Source organism: Actinotignum schaalii FB123-CNA-2 (genome assembly GCF_000411135.1).
GTDB lineage: Bacteria > Actinomycetota > Actinomycetes > Actinomycetales > Actinomycetaceae > Actinotignum > Actinotignum schaalii_A.
Genome location: NZ_KE150262.1, coordinates 1,049,638 through 1,068,981 on the forward strand (window position 1 = coordinate 1,049,638; position 19,344 = coordinate 1,068,981).

Annotated in this window: 18 protein-coding genes; 13 read left to right on the forward strand and 5 right to left on the reverse strand. The window is 62.0% G+C overall.

Annotation, left to right across the window (positions count from 1 at the left end; all coding sequences use genetic code 11):
* Positions 1 to 32: 32 nt before the first annotated feature.
* A complete protein-coding gene (locus HMPREF9237_RS04195; protein WP_016442488.1) occupies positions 33 to 914 on the forward strand; it encodes a formate/nitrite transporter family protein in 882 nt (293 codons plus the stop codon).
* Positions 915 to 1,015: 101 nt separating this feature from the next.
* Here the strand turns inward: HMPREF9237_RS04195 and HMPREF9237_RS04200 are convergent, their stop codons facing one another.
* A complete protein-coding gene (locus HMPREF9237_RS04200) occupies positions 1,016 to 2,110 on the reverse strand; it encodes a YeiH family protein (RefSeq protein ID WP_016442489.1) in 1,095 nt (364 codons plus the stop codon).
* A 64-nt stretch (positions 2,111 to 2,174) separates the two neighbouring features.
* Here HMPREF9237_RS04200 and pyrH point away from each other — a divergent pair, with 64 nt between their 5' ends.
* The 6 genes from pyrH (at position 2,175) to HMPREF9237_RS04230 (ending at position 8,031) form a co-directional block, all read left to right on the forward strand.
* A complete protein-coding gene (pyrH, locus tag HMPREF9237_RS04205; protein WP_039898308.1) occupies positions 2,175 to 2,924 on the forward strand; it encodes a UMP kinase in 750 nt (249 codons plus the stop codon).
* A gap of 99 nt (positions 2,925 to 3,023) precedes the next feature.
* Positions 3,024 to 3,581, forward strand: a complete 558-nt coding sequence (gene frr / locus HMPREF9237_RS04210) for a ribosome recycling factor (protein WP_016442491.1) — start codon at positions 3,024 to 3,026, stop codon at positions 3,579 to 3,581.
* On the forward strand, positions 3,581 to 4,459 hold the full coding sequence (locus tag HMPREF9237_RS04215) for a phosphatidate cytidylyltransferase (RefSeq protein WP_016442492.1): 879 nt from the start codon (positions 3,581 to 3,583) through the stop codon (positions 4,457 to 4,459). Before frr ends, HMPREF9237_RS04215 begins: the two co-directional genes overlap by 1 nt.
* Before the next feature lie 142 nt (positions 4,460 to 4,601).
* Complete coding sequence (locus HMPREF9237_RS04220) at positions 4,602 to 5,141, forward strand: DivIVA domain-containing protein (RefSeq protein WP_016442493.1); 540 nt, start codon at positions 4,602 to 4,604, stop codon at positions 5,139 to 5,141.
* Positions 5,142 to 5,151: 10 nt separating this feature from the next.
* Positions 5,152 to 6,015 (forward strand): GNAT family N-acetyltransferase, encoded by an 864-nt coding sequence (locus HMPREF9237_RS04225; RefSeq protein WP_016442494.1) that lies wholly within the window; start codon positions 5,152 to 5,154, stop codon positions 6,013 to 6,015.
* Between the two features lie 192 nt (positions 6,016 to 6,207).
* Complete coding sequence (locus tag HMPREF9237_RS04230; RefSeq protein WP_155875924.1) at positions 6,208 to 8,031, forward strand: proline--tRNA ligase; 1,824 nt, start codon at positions 6,208 to 6,210, stop codon at positions 8,029 to 8,031.
* 149 nt (positions 8,032 to 8,180) lie between these two features.
* Here HMPREF9237_RS04230 and HMPREF9237_RS04235 read toward each other — a convergent pair whose 3' ends face one another.
* Together HMPREF9237_RS04235 and HMPREF9237_RS04240 are read right to left on the reverse strand one after the other, a co-directional pair.
* Entirely contained in the window at positions 8,181 to 8,582 is a 402-nt protein-coding gene (locus HMPREF9237_RS04235) for a hypothetical protein (protein ID WP_016442496.1), read from the reverse strand.
* Between the two features lie 48 nt (positions 8,583 to 8,630).
* On the reverse strand, positions 8,631 to 9,770 hold the full coding sequence (locus tag HMPREF9237_RS04240) for a hypothetical protein (protein ID WP_016442497.1): 1,140 nt from the start codon (positions 9,768 to 9,770) through the stop codon (positions 8,631 to 8,633).
* Between the two features lie 238 nt (positions 9,771 to 10,008).
* Between HMPREF9237_RS04240 and rimP the strand changes: the two genes are divergently transcribed.
* From rimP to truB, 6 genes are all read left to right on the forward strand, one after another.
* The gene (gene rimP / locus HMPREF9237_RS04245) at positions 10,009 to 10,560 is read left to right on the forward strand and encodes a ribosome maturation factor RimP (RefSeq protein ID WP_016442498.1); all 552 of its coding nucleotides are present in this window, start codon (positions 10,009 to 10,011) and stop codon (positions 10,558 to 10,560) included.
* 14 nt (positions 10,561 to 10,574) lie between these two features.
* A complete protein-coding gene (nusA, locus tag HMPREF9237_RS04250) occupies positions 10,575 to 11,651 on the forward strand; it encodes a transcription termination factor NusA (RefSeq protein WP_081637310.1) in 1,077 nt (358 codons plus the stop codon).
* Between the two features lie 70 nt (positions 11,652 to 11,721).
* Positions 11,722 to 11,958 carry a YlxR family protein gene (locus HMPREF9237_RS09900; protein WP_419456736.1) on the forward strand — a complete coding sequence of 79 codons (237 nt, stop codon included), beginning with the start codon at positions 11,722 to 11,724 and terminating at the stop codon, positions 11,956 to 11,958.
* Positions 11,959 to 12,085: 127 nt separating this feature from the next.
* Positions 12,086 to 15,154, forward strand: a complete 3,069-nt coding sequence (infB, locus tag HMPREF9237_RS04255; RefSeq protein WP_016442501.1) for a translation initiation factor IF-2 — start codon at positions 12,086 to 12,088, stop codon at positions 15,152 to 15,154.
* Between the two features lie 89 nt (positions 15,155 to 15,243).
* Positions 15,244 to 15,813: a 30S ribosome-binding factor RbfA gene (rbfA, locus tag HMPREF9237_RS04260; RefSeq protein ID WP_016442502.1), complete on the forward strand. Its 570-nt coding sequence runs from the start codon at positions 15,244 to 15,246 to the stop codon at positions 15,811 to 15,813.
* Complete coding sequence (gene truB / locus HMPREF9237_RS04265; protein ID WP_016442503.1) at positions 15,782 to 16,810, forward strand: tRNA pseudouridine(55) synthase TruB; 1,029 nt, start codon at positions 15,782 to 15,784, stop codon at positions 16,808 to 16,810. Before rbfA ends, truB begins: the two co-directional genes overlap by 32 nt.
* Positions 16,811 to 16,909: 99 nt before the next feature.
* On the opposite strand, the gene HMPREF9237_RS04270 is transcribed toward truB, so the two are convergent.
* Both HMPREF9237_RS04270 and HMPREF9237_RS04275 read right to left on the reverse strand, forming a co-directional pair.
* Positions 16,910 to 17,809, reverse strand: coding sequence for a DUF4862 family protein (locus tag HMPREF9237_RS04270; RefSeq protein ID WP_016442504.1), 900 nt, complete (start codon positions 17,807 to 17,809; stop codon positions 16,910 to 16,912).
* Positions 17,810 to 19,291, reverse strand: a complete 1,482-nt coding sequence (locus tag HMPREF9237_RS04275; protein WP_016442505.1) for an MFS transporter — start codon at positions 19,289 to 19,291, stop codon at positions 17,810 to 17,812.
* Positions 19,292 to 19,344: the final 53 nt, after the last annotated feature.

The window sequence follows — 19,344 nt, forward strand, 5'->3', positions numbered from 1 at the left end:
TGAGGGACGCTGAACTGACAAAGGAGTAAGAGGTGAGCATAACCATTCCCGATCCGCACACCCTCGCGGTTGAGAACGCCCGAGCGGCATACAAGAAAACTAAGAAACCGCTGACGCGATCCTTCGTGATGGCACTCTCGGGCGGTGCCTTCATTGGCATGGGCTACATTTTCTACATTACGTCGCAACAGGGCCTGGCCGACGGTCCGCTCGGCCCGGCGAAAGTCCTGGGAGGCCTGTGCTTCTCGGTTGGCCTCATCCTAGTGGTGCTGACCGGCTCGGATCTCTTCACCTCAACCACGATGACGGTTATGCCGCTCTACCACAAGAGGGTGCGTCCCCGGCGGTTCTTCGCTCACTGGGGCACTTCTTTGGCCGGCAATTTGGTTGGTGCGCTGTTTTTGGCGTTGCTCGTCTTTGGCGCGGGCCAGGCGCTCTCCAACGGCGGGGCGTGGGGGGAGGTTGCCCTCCATACCGCGGCGGGCAAGGCCGCGCATTCTATCCCGGAGGCCTTCCTCCTGGGCGTGCTCGCGAATATCGCGGTGTGTGCCGGTGTATGGATTGCGCAATCGGGGCGTTCTACGGCGGATAAGATTCTCGCCTGTCTATGCCCCATCCCGCTTTTCGTTGCCGCCGGATTCGAGCACTCGGTGGCTAATATGTTCCTGCTTCCGCTCGGCCTTATGTGCAAGTACTGGGGCGGGGATGCTTTCTGGAATTCCGAAGCGGTCCTCGCTTCCGGTCACGGGCTCGCTGACTACGCCGCATTCACGCCGGGCGCCGTTGCCCTCAATATCGGTGTGGTGATTCTTGGCAATATTGTGGGCGGCGGTTTCATCCTCGCCACCTACTTCTGGGTTGCGTATCTACGTGACGACGACGCAGCCGACGTTTACGACGCGCCGTTGAAGTAATCCACGCCGATACCGGCTAACGTGCCCGCATATGGACATACACGAAGCGGGGGCTTCCATCTACGTAGGAAAGCCCCCGCTTCGTGCATCTTACGCCGTTGCTACACCACAAAAACGGCCACGCACGCCAGTCCGATCCCCACAATCACCAGAGTGAGAAGGAAACCGAAGAGGACGGTGCGTGCCCCCGTATGCATAATCGTTTTGAGATGAACGCCGGCGCCCATGGCGCCCATAGCGGCGATGAGGAGCCAGTTGGCGACGTCGTTACCAAGAATCTGCAAGGCGCTGGCCGCCCAAGCCTGGTTTTCCAGCACGGAGGCGATCCCCACCGCGATCAGGAAGCCGAGTACGAATAACGGGATGAGAGGTGCGGAGCTCCGCGTATGGCCGTGAGTATCGAGTGCCGCACCGTCCAGCCCCGCGGCTCGGGCCTCGCGTTGCTTAGCGGCGCGCTCCAGTAGCCCCACCACGGCGATCACCGCGGCCAGGCACACCACGCGCCCAAGCTTGGCGGCAGTAGCGGTATCGGCCACCCCACCGTAAATATTGGCGGCGGCCACCACCTGGCCAACTTCGTGAATGGTGGCGCCCATCCATACAGCCGCCTGGTTGGCACTCAAGTCCAGCAGGTGGGCGAGCCAGGGGAGTGCCACCAGGGTGAGGGTACCGAAAAGCGTCACGCAGGCAATAGCGGTTGCCGCGGCGGTATCGCGTTCATCTTCGTTACGCACCCGCACCACGGCGGAAGTTCCCGCCACCGCGGAGGCCCCGCAGATGGAGGTGCCCACGGCGGTGAGAATAGCCGAAGCGTGGGGCACCCGCAGGAGTTTGCTCAGGGGCACAGAAATGAGCATCGTTGCGGTCACGCAGGTGACGATCGTGATGAGGGTACCCCAGCCCAAGCCCAAAATTGCGGGGATGGACAGGCGCAGCCCCAGGAGTACCACCCCGGTGCGCAGTACCCGTTTGGAGGTGAAAGTGAGACCGCGGTTTGCTGAACGAGGAATAAGTCCCAGGTTGCGCACCAGCATGCCCAATACGATAGCGAAGAGCATGGCGGAAAGCAGGGGCATCAGTTTACTCAGGCCCCAGGACGCTACCGCGATGAGAGCGGCAAGCAGCACGCCCGGCGTGAGGGCGCGCAGTGACGCCGCCCATGTGGCGGCATCAGAAGAAGTATTTTCATTAGACACCCGGATATTATGCCCCAGTGCACGCTGGTATGGTTAAGCCCGATGAACTGAGCGACGGGAGGCAATGGTGACGCTACTGGAACATGACGCGAGCTCGGATGGGGTCCGCCGAGTTCTTCTTAAATTATCGGGGGAAACTTTCGGGGCGGGTAGTGTTGGCGTCGATGCCGCGGTACTCCAGCGTGTCGCCGGGGAAATTGCCGAAGCGGCGGCTTCTGGAATCGAAGTAGCCATTGTTGTTGGTGGAGGAAACTTCTTCCGCGGAGCTGAATTGCAGCAATCTGGAATGGATCGTGCCCGGGCGGACTATATGGGGATGCTCGGTACCGTTATGAACGCGATCGCGCTCCAGGATTTTATCGAGCAGGCCGGAACCCAGTGTCGCGTGCAAACCGCAATTCAGATGACGCAGATTGCCGAACCCTATATTCCCTTGCGCGCCATCCGTCACCTCCAGAAGGGACGGGTGGTTATTTTCGGCGCCGGGGCCGGCATGCCCTACTTCTCCACCGATACCGTGTCCGCCCAGCGCGCCCTTGAGCTGCGCTGCGATGAGCTCCTCATGGGCAAGAACGGGGTAGACGGAGTCTATACCGCCGATCCGCGTACCCATCCGGAAGCGGAAAAGCTCAGCGCCATTAGCTACGATACGGTGCTTTCCCACAACCTCCAGGTGGCCGACGGTGCCGCCTTTGCTCTGGCACGGAATAACTCTCTGCCGATGCGGGTTTTCGGTATGACCGAGCCGGGTAACGTCACCGCTGCGCTGCGTGGCGAGAATATTGGAACGGTGGTCTCCGCCCAGGGCGCGTAGCCCCGCTAAGCCGGTAAGATATGTCACATCGGGCGCATGGTAGCTGCGTCGTCGTACCACGTAGCTACGCGCCGTGAACGAAACTGCGAAGGAAAAAAGATGATTGAAGAAGCTTTGCGCGAAGCCCGCGAAAAGATGGGCAAAACTATTGAAGCAACCAGCGAAGAATTTTCGCATATCCGCTCCGGGCGGGCCAGTGCCGGAATGTTTAACCCGATTCTGGTGGACTACTACGGCACCCTCACGCCGCTCCAGCAGCTAGCCACCATTACCATTCCCGAACCGCGCACCGTTATGATCACGCCTTTCGACCCGGGTGCCAAGCAGGGTATTGATAAGGCGCTGCGCGAATCGGACCTGGGCGTCAATCCCTCCGATGACGGCAATGTGCTGCGCGTGAACCTCCCGGCTCTGACCGAGGAACGCCGCAAGGACTACGTCAAGCTGGCGCGCAACCGCGCTGAAGACGGGCGCGTGTCCATCCGCGCGGTGCGTCGCAAGGCTAAGGACACCCTCGAAGCTATCCAAAAAGATGGCGAGGCCGGGGAAGACGAAGTCAAGCGCGCCGAAGACGAACTGGAAAAGCTGACGAAGAGCTTCGTGGAGCAGATCGATAAGCTCCTCGAAGGCAAGGAAAAGGACCTGCTCGAAATCTAATGTCGCGCACCTCGTTGCGGAGCCTGCTCGCTCCGCGTCCCCCGCAACCGCCGCGCCCCACCTCCTCGCGGGCCGGACGTAACCTCAAAGCCGCCGTCCCCACCGCGCTCATCCTGCTAGCACTGGTGGCTCTCAGCGTTCTCTGGCGTATCGAGCTCTTTGTGGTGCTCGTGGTGGTGGCGCTTAGCTTTGCCGTATGGGAGGCCGCGGGCGCGTTTCTCGCGCGCCGTATCCGGCTGCCGCTCACGACGCTACTGGCCGGGAATATCGCGATACTGGCGCTGGCCTGGTGGCGCGGACTCGGTGCAGCCATGCTGGCTTTCGGGGCAACGGTGGTGGCCTGCGCCCTGTGGCTGGGGGTACGCGACCGGGCACGCGCGCAAGTGAGCGACGCCGCCTGCGCGGTTTTCGTCTCTCTATGGGTTAGCGTGCTGGGGAGTTTCGCGGTGGCACTGTGCCAGCTGGATTCCCCGGCGTGGATGGTGGCAGCACTTATCCTTCTGCCCGTTGCCAATGACACCGGGGGTTGGGCTGCGGGGGTGCTTTTTGGGCGCCATCCGCTCGCCCCGCGAATTTCGCCGAAGAAAACCTGGGAGGGGTTGGCGGGATCAATCCTGGCCTGCCTGGTGGTGGCATTGTTGCTTGCCACAGTGGCTCTCGGGCACAGCGTGTGGTGGGCCTTCGGTATCGGGATGGCAGCGGTGGTGTGCTGCACTGCCGGTGATCTGCTTGAATCACGCATCAAACGCTGGCTCGGTGTTAAAGATATGGGTGCAATTTTCCCCGGGCACGGTGGCATGCTTGATCGTATTGATTCCATCCTGCTGTGGGCGCCGTTCTGCTACCTTTTCTTCGCGGCGGCGCAAGGGGTGTTCTGAGGCGCGCCCGGTGTACGGTGCGACTGCGCTGTGAGCGAGAGCGGCGTGTGGTGGGCGCATATGGCAAAATGAGTGCGGCACATTAAGAGGGAAGGTCGGCAGGTCGGCACTGTGGTGCCGGCGTAGACAAGTGAGGTGAGTTGTGAGCACGTTTAAACGAGTGGGTCCGCTCACGCGCGGATACAATACCGAGCAGGTCGATGATTTCCTCGCCCGCGCAAAAGACGCATATTCGCGGGGCACTGGTGATATGGACGAAACGGATGTGCGGCGTGCCGGTTTTTCCCGCCAGCGTGGCGGATATGATCCGGCCCGGGTAGATGCTGCTCTCGACCGTCTCGAAGCTGCCTTTATTCATCTTAAGCGGGCTAATACTATCGGGGCGCGTGGGGAACAAGCCTGGCTCAACCTCGCTTACCAGGATGCTAAAAGCCTTTATCCGCGCCTCCTGCGCCCGGCTGGGCAGCGTTTTGCTGACGCTGAAGGCTGGGGATACCGCAAATCGGATGTTGACGAACTGCTCGATCGCCTCGCCCGGTATTTTGACGGTGAAGAAACCATCACCTCAGAAGTGGTACGCGACGCTATTTTCCCGGAATCACGCGGGAAAAACGCTTATGACGAAGCCGTCGTTGACGTGTTCCTCGAGCGGGCTGTCAGCGTCTTGCTTGCGGTGGAGTAAACGCACTGCGATGAAACGCTCCATTTGGCCGCATCGAGCTGCATCATCGCTGCGCCGTCTCACGGGCGCGGATAAATCCCGCGCTCTGGAATTTTTAGCCCGCGACCCGATCAACTCCGTGCTCGCCCGCGTCAATGTAGAACGCATGGGCGTGGGGACATCCTCGGCGCTGGCGGCGATGCACCGCCGCGATATTGAAGCACTAGCCTGGGACGGCGGCAATATTATTCCCCTGGGATTTTCCCCGGCGGGTCTGCGCGAACTGGGCGACGATATTCTTTCCCGTCATCGGGTAGCCTGCTCCATCCTCGGGCCAGCCGATCAGGTTCTTGGACTGTGGGAGCATCTGGAGCGCTCCTGGAGCCCCGCTCGCGAAATTCGTGCGCGCCAGTATTCCCTCTCTATGACTCACGCCTCCGCGGTAGCACCAGATCCGCAGGTGCGTCCGGCCGAGCCATGGGAATTCGGCGCTGTTTTCCCTGCGGCAGTCGCCATGTTCACCGAGGAAGTCGGATACGACCCGACTGTTTATGGGCCGAGCTACGGGCGGCGGGTCCGTGAGCTGATCCGCTCCGGTTACACTTTCGTGCGCATGGGCATCGATCCCGCCACCGGCGCCCCGCGGGTGGAATTCAAGGCTGATATCGGTGCATTGGCCGGGGGAGTGGCGCAGATCCAAGGTGTGTGGACTGCTCCTGACCTACGGGGACGTGGGATAGCGACCCGGGCGATGGCCAGCGTCATCGACCAGGTGCGCGCCCGCTATGCATCCACCGTCTCCCTTTACGTCAATGACTACAATACCTCCGCGGTTAGGCTCTACCAGCACGTAGGTTTTAGCCGCGCGGGGGAATGGGCAACGGTCCTCCTCTAGCTTCAGGGCGCCGCATGTACCATCTGGCATCACGTTGCCTCTCCGTTTGGCGCTGTTGCTCCGTTCGGGTACCGTTCCCACCATCCGCTCCGGTGCCGAGTGGGCCGTGCCCCGTTTGCGCCGTTGCCCCATCCACCACCGGTGTCGCGCCGTCCTGCATCATGAGCGGGTAGAATGGCGGGCGTGCTGAGAATGTCTAGTCTTTTTGTGCGCACCTTGCGCGAAGACCCGGCCGACGCCGAGGTCGCCAGTCATAAGCTCCTAGTCCGCGGCGGGTACGTGCGGCGCGTGGCCCCAGGTATTTACACCTTGCTGCCGCTCGGCTTGCGGGTACTGCGGAAAGTGGAGCGGGTTGTCCGCGAAGAAATGGATGCATCCGGGGCTCAGGAAGTACTTTTCCCGGCCCTGCTCCCGCGCGAACCTTACGAAGCGACAAACCGCTGGAGTGAATACGGCCCCACCCTCTTCAAGCTGGTGGATCGCAAGGGTAACGACATGTTGCTTGCCCCCACGCACGAGGAAATGTTCACGCTCCTCGTTAAGGATCTTTATTCTTCCTACAAGGACCTGCCCCTCACGCTCTACCAGATCCAAACGAAGTACCGCGATGAGGCCCGCCCGCGCGCCGGCGTGATTCGCGGGCGCGAATTCGTCATGAAAGATGCGTATTCCTTTGATATGGATGAGGCGGGGCTGGACGCCTCCTACAATACGATGCGCGCCGCCTACCAGCGCATTTTTGAGCGCCTGGGCCTGCCTTACGCGATCGTCTCCGCCATGTCCGGTGCGATGGGTGGCTCGCGTTCGGAAGAGTTCCTGTTCCCCACCGCTATTGGGGAGGATACTTTTGTCCGGTCCGCGGGTGGTTACGCCGCGAATACCGAAGCGGTTACGACGCCGCAGCTCCCCGAACAGGACTTCTCTGACGTTCCGGCACCTGAGCTGGTGGACACCCCCGGGGCGAAAACCATCGCTGACCTGGTTGAGATGGCAAACCGGGTGCATCCCCGCTCGGACCGCCCCTGGAACGCCGCAGATACCCTCAAGTCGGTTATCGTGACCCTCACCCATCCCGACGGGGAGAAAGAAGTGGTGGTCATCGCCCTTCCCGGGGACCGCGAAGTCGATATGAAGCGCGTGGAAGCTAGCTTGGCTCCGGCCGAAGTGGAGCTTGCTTCTCCTGAGGATATGGAGAAGTACCCGGGAATCGTGCCGGGTTATACCGGCCCCGGTGCGGTTGGCCCGCAAGCGCGTGGTGGCGCCGTTGCTGACGGTGCCGATGACGGTGCAGCGACCGGCGACGGCGCAACGGTGTCGGTGGCGCGCCTCCTCCTTGACCCCCACGTAGCCCGTGGCTCGCGCTGGATCGCAGGTGGCAACGCGGTGGATAAGCACGTATTCAACCTGGTGTACGGGCGTGATTTCGAGGCCGATGGCACCATCGAAGCCGCGGAAGTACGCGCCGGCGACGAGGCCCCGGACGGTTCGGGCCCGCTCGATATCGCGCGCGGTATCGAAATTGGCCATATTTTCCAGCTAGGGCGCAAATACGCCGAGGCCCTCGGCCTGACGGTGCTCGACGAAAACGGCAAAACCCGCGTGGTCACCATGGGTTCCTACGGCGTGGGTGTTTCCCGCGTCCTCGCCGCTATCGCCGAGCAGTACCACGATGAGAAGGGCCTGGTCTGGCCGGTGGGCGTCGCGCCCGCGCAGGTACATATCCTTGCCGCCGGTAAGGACGACGCCGTCTTCTCCGCCGCGGAGGACTTAGCTACGCAACTGACTGCCGCGGGTATCGAAGTCCTCTTCGATGACCGCCGTAAGGTGAGCGCCGGGGTGAAATTCGCTGATTACGAGCTCCTGGGCATGCCCTACGCGGTGGTGGTTGGCCGGGGTCTGGCCAATGGAACGGTGGAAGTACGCACCCGCGCCACTGGGGAATCTGAGGACGTGGCGGTGGCGGATGCCGCCGCTCGGGTCCAGGAGATTCTGGCTGCTGCCCGGGCTAGTGAGTAGTCGCTCCCACGCTGGCTGACAGTGTGCTCGGATCTTGTAACTCGTAACTACAAAATGCGCTTCCAGCTGCATAAATATGTATGTTCTGGAAGCGCATTTTGTGTGCCCGGGGGCGGGCCGGAACTGGCAGGTATCCGGGCTATGTTTAGCTAAAAGGCACCTAGGACCCCCACCGCGAAGCAGAAAGCCAGGAGAGTTCCCATATCCGCGACGGTCTCAAGGTTGAACCCGAAACGTGGCGGTTTACTGCCGGGCTTGCGGTATTTCTTGACGATAACGAATAAAATCGTGAAAACGGCGCAGGCGCCTAACAAACGCGGCCATTGGTAGGCGAGCGCCTCGCCGTAGCCCACTTTTTTCTCGAGTAATGCCCGTGAATTATTGACGTGGAAAGCGAGCAACAAGAAAATCCACAGAACATAATCGGCAAGCAGGTCTAAAATGCGCCGCATACGCCGCTCAATGGCAGAGTCTTCATCTGAACGCGGCAACGGGTCATTGAAGCCGGACGGCTTTGACTCATCTCTGGGAGAATCGCTGTTTGTCCACATACAAATAATGTACCGTATTAGTTATTGATTATTACGGGGATAACGTAATTAGCCTGCCGTGTGCGGTGAAAGCCCGGGGAGTGCGGCACTACCGAGACTCTGGCCCGTGGCACCGCTGGCGCCTGTAACACCGCCCGCAGCGGTCCCGCCGCCACCACCATCCAAAGCAAGCGCAAAATTGAGAGCCTCCGTAGCCGGCGCTCCGCTTTGCCATAGTGCACCGATCAAAGTGGCGTACGCGGCGGATGCGAGCTCGTCCTCTGCAACAGCCGGGAGGGGAATGCTGGCGGCGCGGGTATCCGGGGTGCCAGCGCGAAGTAGGGCTTCTTCCAGATCAGCAATGCGCGCGATGCGTTCCATGCGCTCGGCATGTCCCTCCATACCCCGGCGTGCCGCATCAACTTCGTACCACTGGCGGGCCGTATTCGCGGCAGCGAGAAGCTTCGCGTCGCCGCCCGCCGATGCCAGCTGGGCGACGTCGTACCTAGGGCCACCCGCAGCCGCGGCACCAAAGGGATCCGGGGCGGGTAACCCGGTAGCCTCGGCCACTACCTGAGCATCCCACGTTGCCCGCAGCGCAATAGCGAAATAGAGTGCGCGCTCGCCGGCTACTTCCTCAGATATCTCCTCGCGAGCGACGACGCCTTTCGCTGCGCCGCCTGTTGCGCCATCCGCCGTACTCGCGGTCGCGCCTTTCGCCGGAGTTTCCGCTGCGGGCAGTAGCGCATCCGCGGCCGTTACCGCAGCGGAGCTAATCTTGGATAATTCCGCGAGTAATTCAGCAGCATCGGGAGCCAGGGGAGAAGGCTCGGGAGAATTTGTATGCCCGGCCGGGGCTCCGCTCGGCCACGCCTGCCATACCCCACCAAGCTGGTTCTCCCATATGCTAGCGTGCTCGGCAACATCCTGGTATACCTGCGCGGCGTAGCCGCCCGTTTCAGCGGCCAGGTCGGTTGCGGCCGCCGAGCACCGCTGGGATGCCACGGCAAGACTTTGGCGCAGTTCTTGCGTTGTCGTCATAGGTGCGGGGGAGGGGTCGCCGTGTTCCCACCGTGCTCCCATCGCAATAAGAATGGCGCCAATGATGAGGATCGTAAGCGCGGCGGTGCCCACCAGCTGCACCGTGGTTCGAATCGGCTGAGAGGTGCGCCGATGAGCGAGCGCTCCGCTCCGGGGTGCAGCTGCCATGCTTCTCCGCTTTCCTGACGAGAATAAAACCGCTTATATTGTGCCACCTCGATCGGCCTGGGAGACGGTGCGCGCGCTGATGACGGCACGCTGTGCACCGTGCCACCGTGCCACCGTGCCACCGTCGGCGCCGGCAGGGCTATTTGCACCGTGGGCAACGGCGGTGATACCTGCACCGTGGGCACGGTCTGGCACGCCCGTGTACCACGGCGCGGCGCGGAAACTGTAGGATTAGCCCATGAGTCATTCCAAGAGTTCGCGTCCTCCCGCGCGGCGGGACCGCCGCTCTACCGGGCCCCGTAAATCCAGTCAGGCACAGCGGACCGGCGAAATCATCGCCGCGATTGAACCTCTTGTTTCCCAATGCGGGCTCTACCTGGAAGGCGTAACGGTGGGCCGTGCCGGTGGGCGCGCCGTCGTTCACGTCACGGTCGATCTCCCCAGCGGCCCCGGTGGTGTTGGCTCGGATCAGCTTACCGACGTTTCGCGTCTTATTTCCGCGCGTTTGGACGACGTCGACCTCGTTCAGGGTGCCTATAACCTTGAAGTGTCCACCCCCGGTGCCACCCGCCCGCTCGTGGAACCGCGCCACTTTTCCCGCGCAGTGGGGCGCCTGCTGCGTCTGACACCCTCCGGTGAAGATGAGATCGTGAGCCGGTTGCGCGCCGTCGAGGGCGATACTCTGGTCCTCGCATCGGATAACGGGGGAGTGGAACGGCGCCTACCCATTGGTCGGGTGGAACGGGCCCGCGTTGATATTGAATTCCATCGCGACGGCGAGGAAGAGTAGGAGAAATCGTGGATATTCAAATTCACATGAACGAGCTGCGGGCCCTGGAAAGTGAACTTGGCCTGAGCTCCGATGTACTCGTCGAAGCAATTGAAGATGCCCTGTTGCACGCCTATGCGCGGGTGCCCGGTGCGATTCGCGGGGCCCGGGTCGATATGGATCGGCGCACCGGCAAAATCGTGGTGTGGGCCCCGGAAATTGACGAAGAAGGTAATGTCGTCGGTGAATTCGATGACACCCCGCACGATTTTGGGCGCATTGCGACGGCGACGGCGAAATCCGTGATTGCCCAGCGCCTCAAGGAAGCCGAAGCGAATCGCGTGCTCGGCTCCTTCAAAAATAAGCAGGGTGACATTATTTCCGGCGTTGTGCAAGGCCGGGCCGGGCGCGATAGCTTCTCCCGCGATCTCCTCGTGGAAGTGGGGGACCACGAAGCTATTTTGCGAGCGGAGGAACAGGTTCCTACCGAGCATCTCAACAGGGGGGATCGCATCCGCGCCCTGGTCTTGGATGTAGTGGTCACCAGCCGAGGTGCCTCCATTCGGCTCTCGCGTACCCACCCGGATTTTGTGCGCCGTCTCTTCGAATTGGAAGTGCCTGAAATTGCTAGTGGCACCGTGGAACTCGTGGCGCTCGCGCGCGAGGCGGGGCACCGTTCCAAGCTCGCCGTATACGCCGAGGATCCGGAGGTGAATGCCAAGGGGGCGTGTATTGGCCATAACGGTCAGCGCGTGCGTGCGGTCACCACGGAGCTGGGTGGGGAGAAAATTGACATCGTTGATTACAACGATGATCCGGCGGTATTTATCGCCGCGTCACTGTCCCCCGCGAAGGTAACCCGGGTGGATATCATCTCCGTGGAGAAGCGCCAGGCCCGCGCCATTGTTCCCGATGGGCAGGCATCCCTCGCTATCGGTAAAGAAGCGCAGAATGTGCGCCTGGCCGCCAAGCTCACCGGGTGGTCCATCGATATTCGTAAAGAATCCGATGTGCAAGAAACTCCCGCTGTGGAAATTTCCGGTGGCGAAGCCCTCGGCGGAGCTGAACACGGGGAAGATCACGCGGCACAGTCGCATGATGACGTGCGTTAGTAGCATCTTGCCGCTAAAATAGATAGGGTGTGAATTTCGAGGCGGTGGGATGATGACGAAAAATCCGCGCATGTGCGTGGGGTGCCGTCAGCGTGCCGCCCGGGAGGAACTGGTGCGCTTAGCGCTAACCGATGCGGGAGTTGTTGTGGATAAAGAACAGCGGCTGCCCGGCCGGGGAGCGTGGGTGCACGCCCGCCCTGACTGTCTAGCCAGGGGAATGCGGACGGGACAACTTGCGCATGCCTTTCGCTGCGCCGTCGTTCTTCCTCCGCATGCCGTAACAGAAGTAATCAGTTCGCTCGCGTGAGCGGAGCGAAAACCCGAGACCAAGAAAGCGGGTTGGAAGCTGATGGGCACCCGATGAGTACCCAACGATGAACAACCGGATTTAGCGGGTCCGTGCGCACTTTTGCCGGGCCCAACGAAGGAGAACTGTGGCAAAAGTCCGCGTCCATGAACTCGCCAAAGAACTGGGGGTGACCAGCAAGAAGCTGCTGGCCACACTCAAGGAGAATGGCGAATTCGTCAAATCTGCCTCGTCCACCATTGAGGCACCTGTTGTGCGTAAAGCACGTGAATACTTTGAAGCGCACCCCGAATTGGTTGAATCCAAGGGGAGCGCTAAGCCGGCACCGCGCAAGCCCGTCCGTAAGCATCCCGTGGCGCCCGATGCGGTGGATATGCCCGCCGGTTCGGCCTCGATTGTCGATGTGACGGCACAGGCGAAGGCTGCCGCGAACTCCGGTGCTGCCGGTACTGGCACCGGCGCACCCAAGCCCGGCCCGAAGCCGGCCCCGGCCAAGCAGCATGCGGATAACGCCGCGGCGCCCACCCCTGCCGCGGTGGCGGGCACTGCCGGAGCCGTTACCGGAACCGGCGCTAGCGCCGGTGTGCCTAAGCCCGGCTCCGCAGCTGGTGCTCATGGCAGTGCGGCCCCGAAGCCCGGTAAGCCCGGCCCGCAGCAAGCCGCGCCGAAACCGGCTCCCAAGCCCGGTGCGTCTGCACCGTCCGGAAAGTCCGGGGAAGCGGGTTCTGCCCACGGTGCCGATGCCTCGCACGGCGGCGCAAAGCCCCAGGAAACTGGGCACTCCGGCCGCTCCAATATTCCTACCCCGCGCGGCGCGGTGAAATCCGCCAAGGCGGCGCGTGCCGAAGCTGATCAGCGCACCCCGCGCCCCGGGAACAACCCCTACGCCACCTCGCAGGGTATGCCCCGTCCCGGTGGCGGGCGCGGCCCGCGGCCCGGCAATAATCCGTATGCCACTTCGCAGGGTATGCCCCGTCCCGGTGGCGGGCGCAAGAATGCGGGCACTCCCCGCCCCGGTGCGCATCAGGGCGCGCATCAGAACAACCACGGTGGTGGCGGGCAGCGTTCCGGTGGCGGGCGCGGGCACGGAGGTTCGCGCCCCTCGCCGGCGATGATGCCTAACCAGATGGCCGGCGCTCCCTCCTCCGGGCGGGGCGGTCGCGGCGGTGGCCGCGGGCGTGGCCCGGCTGGCGGCGGTCAGAATCGTGGCGGGCAAGGCCGGCCCACGGGCGGTTTCACCCGCAGTGGCGGGCGTTCGCGCGGCGGTTCCACCGCCGGTGCTTTCGGGCGCCGCGGAGGTGGCGGAGGCCGCAAGTCCAAGCGGACCCGGCGCGAAGAATACGAGGCACAGTCCTCGCCAATGCTTTCCGGCGTCCAGGTTCCCCGCGGGGATGGCTCCACCGTGGTGCGCCTGCGCCAGGGTGCTTCGCTGGCGGACTTCGCCGAACGTATCGGTGCGTCCTCGGCGGCCCTCATCACCGTGCTCTTCCGTATGGGTGAGATGGCCACGATGAACCAGTCGCTGGACGAAGATACCTTCAAGCTGCTGGGAGCCGAACTCGGCTACGAGGTGGAAGTTCTCTCCGCTGAGGATGAGGATCGTGAAATCCTGGAGAGCTTCGATATTAACCTCGAAGAAGAAGAGCTCCTGGAAGACGAAGAGAACCTCAAGCCGCGTCCCCCGGTTGTTACCGTTATGGGCCACGTGGACCACGGTAAAACCAAGCTCCTCGATGCGTTCCGCCACTCGCGGGTGGAAGGTACCGAATCGGGCGGTATTACCCAGGCCATCGGTGCTTTCCAGACCGATATCGAATACGAAGGCGAAACCCGGGCGATCACGTTCATTGATACCCCCGGTCACGAAGCCTTCACCCAGATGCGCGCCCGCGGTGCGGATATTACCGACATCGCGATCCTCGTGGTCGCCGCGGACGACGGTGTGATGCCCCAGACGGTGGAAGCTATCAACCACGCGCAATCCGCGGGTGTGAAGATCATCGTCGCGGTCAACAAGATCGACGTGGAAGGCGCCAACCCGCAGAAGGTGCGCAGCCAGCTAACCGAATACGGCCTCATCGCCGAAGAATACGGCGGGGACACCATGTTCCTCGACGTGTCGGCCAAGCAGCGTATCGGCATCGACGATCTCCTCGAAGCCATCCTTTACGTGGCCGATGCCGAACTGGAACTCAAGGCCAATCCGGATCGCACCGCGCGCGGTGTTGCCATCGAAGCGAAGCTCGATCAGGGCCGCGGTTCGGTGATTACCGCACTGGTGCAAACCGGTACGCTGCGGATCTCCGATCCCATCGTGGTGGGTATTGCCCACGGGCGCGTGCGTGCCATGTTCGATGCCAGCGGCAATCCGGTCAAGGAAGCCGGGCCTTCCATGCCGGTCCAGGTGCTCGGCTTGGACGCGGTGCCCTCCGCCGGGGATGCCTTCCTCGTGGCGGACGACGAACGAACCGCACGCCAAATTGCCGAACAGCGCGAATCTGCCCAGCGGGCGGCTTCTCTGGCACGGCGTCGCAAGCGTGTCTCGCTGGAGAACCTCGGGGATGTCCTCAAGGAAGGCAGCGTCGAAACGCTCAACCTTATTATCAAGGGCGATTCCTCCGGCGCGGTGGAAGCGCTGGAATCCTCGCTCCTCGATATTGAGGTCGATGACGAAGTGGCGCTGCAGATCATCCACCGTGGCGTGGGTGCCATCACCCAGAACGACGTCAATCTCGCAACCGTTGATAACGCCGTCATTATCGGCTTCAATGTGCGCCCGGCGGAACGCGTAGCGGATCTGGCCGAACGCGAAGGCGTGGAGATGAAGTTCTACTCGGTCATCTACCAGGCCATCGAGGAAGTGGAAGCGGCCCTCAAGGGCATGCTCAAGCCCGTTCTCGAGGAAGTTCAGCTGGGCAGCGCCGAAGTGCGCCAGCTCTTCCGCTCGGGCAAGGCCGGCACCATTGCCGGCTCCATTGTCCGCACTGGCGCGATCAAGCGCGGGGCGAAGGCACGGTTGGTACGCGACGGCGTCGTGGTACAACCCGAGCTCGAAATTGTCTCGCTGCGCCGCGAAAAGGACGATGTTACCGAAGTACGCGAAGGCTACGAATGCGGCATTACGCTCGGCTACCGCGATATTCACGAAGGCGACATTATTGAAACCTTTGAGATGCAGGAGAAGGCCCGCAGCTAGGGGACTGTCCTGAGGAACGTTGCGGCCCGCCGGCTCGCCACTGGCGCTGGCGGGCCGCAGCATATCCACCAGCAATAAAGGAGATGAAGATGGCTAATCCCCGTGCGGAACGGGTGGCGAAACGTATCCAGCAGATCGTGGCGCAAACCATTAACACCCGCATGAAAGACCCGCGCCTGAATATGGTGACCATTACCGATACCCGGGTGACCGGTGATCTCCAGCATGCCACCGTATTCTTCACCGCGATCGGGCACGAGCACCAGGTGAAAGATGCCGCCCGCGGACTGGAAGCGGCCAAGGGCGCGTTGCGCTCGGAAGTGGGGCGTCAGCTCGGCTTGCGGCTTACCCCGACCCTGGAATTCGTGGCCGACGAACTACCTGAAGGAGCCCGCACTTTTGAGGACGTGCTGGCCGCGGCCCTGCACCGTGACGCCGAACTGGCGCGCAACGCGGAGGGGAAGGAATACGCGGGGGAGGCAGATCCTTACCGCAAGCCCCGTGAGGTCACGGAAGGCGACGGCGCCGCCGCACCGTCAGGCTACGAGGCACCGTCAGGCCCCGTCGCACCGTCCACTCCCGCCGCACCCTCGGGTCCCGCGGCACCGTTAGCCCCTGAGGCATCCCATGAAACCGATGCGCCAGAATCCCTGGCCTGATCTGCCCCGCGCGCAGCATCCGGCGCCGAGCGGCGTCCTGGTTATTGATAAACCCGCTGGGGTTACCTCGCACGACGTGGTTGCCGCGCTGCGCCGTCTATGTGGCACCCGTAAAGTGGGGCACGCCGGTACGCTCGACCCGATGGCCACGGGGGTGCTCGTGGTGGGTATCGGCGCCGGTACCCGCCTCCTCACCTACCTGAGCGGGGCCGATAAGGATTACCGGGCTACGTTCACGCTCGGTATCGGCTCTGATACCGAGGATTGCACCGGTACCGTCACGTTCGCTCCAGGTTTTTCCGGTACGACGGCGCAGCTCGACGCTGCCCTCTCCTCCCTCCAGGGTGATATTTCGCAGGTGCCCTCGGCGTATTCGGCCAAGAAGATCGCCGGCAAGCGGGCCTATGACCTGGCTCGAGCTGGCCTGGAGGTGGTGCTCGATGCGGTGCCGGTTCATATTGCTCGGCTGGAGCGTAGCGGGGAGCTTCGCTGGCACCAGGCGCCGGTAGAGACTCAAGCGGGAATTGTGCCGGTTGCGGATGTTGATGTGGAAGTGAGTTGCTCCTCGGGTACCTACGTGCGCGCCCTTGCCCGCGATACCGGGATAGCGTTGGGAAGCGCAGCCCTCATGAGCGCGCTGCGGCGCACCCGCGTGGGTGGCTTCCGGCAAGCCGAGGCGGTGAGCGTAGCGGAAGTGGCGCAACTGGTGCAGGGCGGGGTGCAGCCCCCCGTTATCCCACTGGCGCAGGTGGCGGCTCGCGCACTCCCGACGGTGCAGATCGCGGCAGCCGAAGCCGAATCCGTGCGCCACGGCCAGTTCCTTGAGTCCCGGGGGAGAGCAGTGGATCCCGCCGCAGGAACGGTACCGGGACAAGCACCCGGTGTGGGAAGTGAAGCTGGCACCGTCGCCCTGCTGCACGACGATGAGCTTGTTGCGGTGGCACGCCGGCACGGGGATACCTTCCGGCCGGCCACCGTCTTCCCGCCCGGCGCATAAATACAGAGATACGTAGACACACGGGTGCATAAAAATCCCCGCGCCGGCACCTCTTGGGTGACGGCGCGGGGTGATGCACGCGTTAGCGATAATGTGCGGTTAGTTCGCTACCGCGGCACGGTGGATATGCTCGAGCATGGCCACGCGCTCGGGTAAGGAAGCATTGGCCGGCACGCAGATCTTGGCACCCAGATACTGCGCCCCGCCCTCGCGAGCGGCATTGGCACAGCGGGTGATTTCTCCCGCTGTCATAATCGATGTCGGTTCATCGGTCTGCGAGGGGAGATGCCCATCAATCCAGGAGTAGCCGTACTGGGTTTCTGCCGGGCCCGCTCCGGAGAACATAAGACCGGCAAGTACCCCAGCCTGTCCGCACGCCTCGATATGCGCGAAAGCAGTATCCGCGCTACGTTCCTCGAGTGCGGAGCGGCCCCAGTTAATGTGGATACCCAGGCCCAGCTCTTGGCAGATGGCGATTTCTTCCTCGAGAGCAAGGAAGCCCTTTTCCGGAGCTTGACCTTCAATATAGCGGTCACAATGCTCAATCACCGGAACTGCCCCGGACCAATCCCACTTCGATAGCTCGGCAAGGGAGGCGCGGAAAGCTGCGCCGTCGGCCTGCTTTGTGGGGGCCGAATGGAGCTGCACCTTCGTGATGACGGTGCGGCCGCTGAGTTGAGAGAGGGAAGCAACGGCGTCGCGAATCTCGCGGGTGAAAGTGAGAGCGGCCGCGCGGCCCTCCTCGTCGGGGGAGGCCAGTCCGAAAGCCGGGTTTTTGCCGACGTTCTGCATGGTGCCGGGAATCGCGGTAATTGTGTTAAGTGTCCAGTGCGGGGCGATCACATCCGCAATAGCCTTGGCATCGCTGGCCAGGACTCCGGGGAAAGGAATCTCGATTCCGGAGATCCATTCCTGCTCCGCCAGCAGGTGATAGTAGTCGGGCTGCGAGGCAGGTTCGGGGAGCGAAGCATATGCCCCAACAACGAAGGGGAGTGTCATTTATTTTCCTTCCAAAATAATTTCGTCGTCGCCGTCCTCGGGACGAACGGCATCGGCATTAACCAATTCTTGCAGGCGGCGCGGAATATTGGCGCCAATAGAGATCATGACGATGGCGGCGAAACCGACGGAAAGAATAGCGAGCGCCATACCGAGGGACACCTTGGCCGCAACCGCGGCGCCGAGAACCGGGCCAACCGCGCCGCCTAGAGCACCGACGTTGTAGCTAAAACCAAGGCCGGCAGCGCGCTTGTCCACCGGGAAGTAGCTGGATACCCACTTGGGGAGCAGACCGGAAATACCCTGTCCGAACATCTGCTGGAAGAAGAGCAAGGCTGCGACCAGCACCACGTATTCGCCACCCTGCATGAAGAGCGGGAAGACAATTGCTTGGGAAAGTAGCAGTGAAATAACGTACCAGCGTCGCATTCCGAAGCGGTCACCGGCGAAGCCCGCGATGATGTAGCCGCATGCATTACCGAGCCCAGCGAAGGACACCACATTCGCAACCAGTTGCTGATCCATACCCACACCCTGGAGGTAGGTCGGCAGCAGACCCTGAATCGGCCAGGTGTACATGAAGGAAGCAAAAATCGTCACCATAATGGCGATGCCAATAACCCAGCGGTTCGGGTCGAACTGGATAATGAAGTAAATGAAAATTACCGCGCAGACGAGTCCCAGCGCGGTGATGACGACACCGCCGGAAACGCTTTGGGTGAAGATAAGAAGCAGCGCAACGGAGGCAATAATCACCGCGGCGTAATTGACGAACTTGAGCTTGCCACCGAAGAGAACGGAGAGCATATCGTTCTTTTCAACGTGTCCCTTGTTCTTTGCTTCTTCCCAGTCGTTCGCTTCGGGGAGGGTTTTGCGCATGTAAATCGCGATGGCGATGGGCACCACGCCCGTGAGGAAGAGGGCGCGCCAGCCCCAGCCGGGATGGATAGAATCCACCCAGGTGACGAAGTATTTATCGACCTGAGCCGCAGCAATAACCCCGAACGCATAGCCGGACAGGAGGAATCCGGAAGCTTTATTACGCATATGGCGCGGCCAGGATTCGATGACGTAGGCAGCTGATGCTGAGTATTCACCGGCCATGGCAAAGCCGATAATGAGGCGCAAAACAAAGAGAATCCAGAAATTCGGGGCGAGCGCACACGCAATGGATCCGAAAGCAAACATGAAGATAGAGAGGATCATTGCGGGCTTGCGGCCGTAACGGTCGCCAATAGCGCCGAGAACCAAGCCGCCGAGCCACCGGCTAATAAAGGCCGCGGAAATGAGCGAAGCGCTTTGGACCAGGGTAAGGTCAAATGTTTCTTTGATGGCGGGAAGAGCAAAAGCGATGAGCACGAAATCGTAGCCATCCAGAAGTACGCCCAGCCAAGCGGCGAAAAAAGCTTTCCAATCCTCACGCGAAAGATACTGATACCAGCGCTTTGGTCGGGATGTTGTTTGGGAATGAGGCTCACTCATATCGATGCCCTTCCTAGGTATTTCCTCATTGAAAAATAGTTGCTGAACTTCAA

Bases quoted from the DNA above. Each gene is read 5' to 3' on its own strand.
- rbfA (WP_016442502.1), top strand. From the start codon at position 15,244: ATGGCTAATCCCCGTGCGGAACGGGTGGCGAAACGTATCCAGCAGATC.
- HMPREF9237_RS04225 (WP_016442494.1), top strand. From the start codon at position 5,152: ATGAAACGCTCCATTTGGCCGCATCGAGCTGCATCATCGCTGCGCCGT.
- HMPREF9237_RS04240 (WP_016442497.1), bottom strand. From the start codon at position 9,770: ATGGCAGCTGCACCCCGGAGCGGAGCGCTCGCTCATCGGCGCACCTCT.
- pyrH (WP_039898308.1), top strand. From the start codon at position 2,175: ATGGTGACGCTACTGGAACATGACGCGAGCTCGGATGGGGTCCGCCGA.
- HMPREF9237_RS09900 (WP_419456736.1), top strand. From the start codon at position 11,722: ATGTGCGTGGGGTGCCGTCAGCGTGCCGCCCGGGAGGAACTGGTGCGC.
- HMPREF9237_RS04270 (WP_016442504.1), bottom strand. From the start codon at position 17,809: ATGACACTCCCCTTCGTTGTTGGGGCATATGCTTCGCTCCCCGAACCT.
- rimP (WP_016442498.1), top strand. From the start codon at position 10,009: ATGAGTCATTCCAAGAGTTCGCGTCCTCCCGCGCGGCGGGACCGCCGC.
- HMPREF9237_RS04230 (WP_155875924.1), top strand. From the start codon at position 6,208: ATGTCTAGTCTTTTTGTGCGCACCTTGCGCGAAGACCCGGCCGACGCC.
- truB (WP_016442503.1), top strand. From the start codon at position 15,782: ATGAAACCGATGCGCCAGAATCCCTGGCCTGATCTGCCCCGCGCGCAG.
- HMPREF9237_RS04235 (WP_016442496.1), bottom strand. From the start codon at position 8,582: ATGTGGACAAACAGCGATTCTCCCAGAGATGAGTCAAAGCCGTCCGGC.
- HMPREF9237_RS04215 (WP_016442492.1), top strand. From the start codon at position 3,581: ATGTCGCGCACCTCGTTGCGGAGCCTGCTCGCTCCGCGTCCCCCGCAA.
- HMPREF9237_RS04275 (WP_016442505.1), bottom strand. From the start codon at position 19,291: ATGAGTGAGCCTCATTCCCAAACAACATCCCGACCAAAGCGCTGGTAT.
- frr (WP_016442491.1), top strand. From the start codon at position 3,024: ATGATTGAAGAAGCTTTGCGCGAAGCCCGCGAAAAGATGGGCAAAACT.